This window comes from Streptomyces sp. NPDC054863 (assembly GCF_053610825.1).
Map to the genome: position 1 here is coordinate 1 of NZ_JBSGZD010000515.1, position 2,511 is coordinate 2,511.

3 protein-coding genes and 1 pseudogene are annotated in these 2,511 nt (G+C 71.3%); 1 reads left to right on the plus strand and 3 read right to left on the minus strand.

Going from position 1 to position 2,511, the window contains the following annotated elements; genetic code table 11:
- A partial coding sequence (gene infC / locus ACWGIG_RS38420) for a translation initiation factor IF-3 (RefSeq protein WP_453326370.1) occupies positions 1-578 on the minus strand: 578 nt, incomplete at its 3' end.
- A gap of 397 nt (positions 579-975) precedes the next feature.
- Here infC and ACWGIG_RS38425 point away from each other — a divergent pair.
- Positions 976-1,353, plus strand: coding sequence for a DUF1844 domain-containing protein (locus ACWGIG_RS38425; protein WP_453326368.1), 378 nt, complete (start codon positions 976-978; stop codon positions 1,351-1,353).
- A gap of 35 nt (positions 1,354-1,388) precedes the next feature.
- Here ACWGIG_RS38425 and ACWGIG_RS38430 read toward each other — a convergent pair whose 3' ends face one another.
- Together ACWGIG_RS38430 and ACWGIG_RS38435 are read right to left on the minus strand one after the other, a co-directional pair.
- The gene (locus ACWGIG_RS38430) at positions 1,389-2,126 is read right to left on the minus strand and encodes an SseB family protein (RefSeq protein ID WP_453326369.1); all 738 of its coding nucleotides are present in this window, start codon (positions 2,124-2,126) and stop codon (positions 1,389-1,391) included.
- A gap of 178 nt (positions 2,127-2,304) precedes the next feature.
- Positions 2,305-2,511, minus strand: a pseudogene (locus ACWGIG_RS38435) (hypothetical protein); the annotation flags it as partial.

Sequence of the window (2,511 nt, forward strand, 5' to 3'; positions counted from 1 at the left end):
GTGACGCCCTGACGCTCCGCCTTGCGGGCGGCCTGGGCCTCGCGGGCCTCGGCCATCGCCTCGGTCTTCTTCTTGTGCGGGCCAAGAACCATGATCATGTTCCGGCCGTCCTGCTTCGGGTTGGACTCGATGAAGCCCAGGTCCTCCACGTCGGAGGCGAGTCGCTGAAGCAGCCGGAAGCCAAGCTCGGGACGGGACTGCTCACGACCACGGAACATGATCGTGATCTTGACCTTGTCACCCTGCTTGAGGAACCGGACGACGTGACCCTTTTTGGTGTCGTAGTCGTGCGGGTCGATCTTCGGGCGGAGCTTCATTTCCTTGATGACCGTGTGCGCCTGGTTCTTGCGCGCCTCACGGGCCTTCATGGCCGACTCGTACTTGAACTTCCCGTAGTCCATGAGCTTGCACACGGGCGGACGGGCGGTCGCCGCGACCTCGACAAGGTCGAGGTCGTACTCCTGCGCCAGCTCAAGGGCCTTTGCGAGGGGAACGATTCCGACCTGTTCGCCGCTGGGGCCTACAAGCCGGACCTCGGGAACGCGAATCCGGTCGTTAATGCGGGGCTCGGCGCTGATGGATCCTCCTCAGTAGCACCACACGGCTGTCTGGCAGACAGCCGCGCAACGTCTTATTTCTTCGGACCAACCGCATCGGGGAACAAAAAACGCCCCGGACGGGACACAGGCAGGGCTCCAGGAAATACCGGAGCACCACCGCGTCTGAAACCGCGGGGCGCACACATCGGACAGTTCCATCGTCCGTACGGAACGATGGGGACCATCTTCTGACCGGTGACCCGCCGTCCCGGGGGACGGTCAGGTGGGAGATCGGAGCCTCCACTTGTGGGCCGGGCACAGGAGTGCCCAGCCGGTCGTGAGAAAACAGTACTGCACTTTCCTCACGGCCGCGAACCCGGCGTAAACCACCCGTCCCGGGGAAACTGCCCGCGCCGCGGGATCTATCGTTGACGCCATGAGCGACGCGACCGGCAACACCGGCACCACTGACGAGCACGGCCCCGCCTTCGACGACATGACCCGCGACATCGCGGACGTGCCCGCCGTCGAGGTGATCACCACGGTTGCCGTGCACCTGATGAGCGCCGCAGCCGTGAACCTGGGTCTCGCCGAGGGCGGCGAGGAGCAGAAGGACCTCGACGAGGCCCGCAAGCTGATCCAGGCGCTGGCCGGCCTGATCACCGCCAGCGCGACCGAGATCAGCTCCTTCCACGCGGCGCCGCTGCGGGACGGACTGAAGTCCCTGCAGCTGGCGTTCCGCGAGGCGTCGGTCGTGCCGGACGAGCCGGGCCAGGGCCCGGGCGAGAAGTTCACGGGCCCCGTCTACGGCTAGGCCTCCCGCGACCGGCGGTGCGCGGGCGTGCCTGTTCAGCCGGTGAGCAGGGACTCCCCGGGAGGCGTGCTGCCCGGCGGCAGGAGGGCCAGGTCGAGTCCTCGTACGAGTCGGGCCCGGAGCACCTCGTCGGAGGCGAGGGCGTTCGCGATGCGGCGGGCGGTGTCGGCGGGGACGGCGTCCGGGGCGAGTACGAGCGCGAGGGTGCCGTCGGCCTCACCGGGGCCGAGGTGGGCACGGAGCACACCGGGCTCGGCGGCGACGAGACGGCGGACCGCTTCGGTCACGGCGGGGTCGTCGAGGGGGCGCGGGCTGGTGCGGCCCTCGGCGAGGGCGCGCAGGGCGGGGCCGGTGAGCTGGTACGGGACGGGGCCCGCGAGGTCGAGGACGACGGTGTCGGCCTGCTCGTGGGCGGCGGCCTGGAGGGCCTGGTGCAGCGGTACGGCGACGGGGCGGGCGGCGGGGTCCCAGCGGGCCAGGGCCTCGACGGAGGTGAAGGCGGGCAGCGCCTTGCGGTCCCCCGCACGGAGGGTCGGCACTGCCATGTCGCTCGTCTTCTCCCGCCTCAGCCCGGTCTCCGGGTCGGTCTCGACCTCGCCGAGCACGGCGACGACGGGGACGAGGAGGCGGGCTGCGGGCAGCGCGTCGAGGACCCGCTGGTGCGCCTGCTCGTCCTTGGCCCCCTGCTCCCAGGCGGCGAGGGCCGCGGCGAGGGTGGGGTCGGCGGTGCCGTCGTCTTCGGAGAAACCGGGGTCCGGGATGTTCTTGAGCACGGGTCGAGGGTATCGGGCGGGGGTACGGGGCGGGCGTTGAGGGGCGCGGGGCTGTACTGGATATGCGGCTCCGCCGCGCGGGCGCGGTCGGCCACGACGCACCCGGCCGACGACCACCGCCCCGCGGGCAACCACCTCACCCACCCGCCCTGCCCCGCGCCCGAGCGGCCCGCACCGGTCAGCGGGGTCGGCCGCCGCGCCACACCACTACCGCCGCCCCCAGCACCAGCACTCCCGCGCCGCCCGCGACCAGTGCCCAGACCTCCGGGCCGGCCGGCCGTTCGGCGGGGCGTTCAGGACCTGCGCCGAAGTACCGCTTCGGGTAGCCCGCCGCCGATCTCCAGCAGGCCGCCGCCCTCGACTCCGAGCGAGGCGAGGACCACTT

Coding starts and splice junctions, on each gene's coding strand:
- ACWGIG_RS38425 (WP_453326368.1), top strand. CDS start 976: ATGAGCGACGCGACCGGCAACACCGGCACCACTGACGAGCACGGCCCC.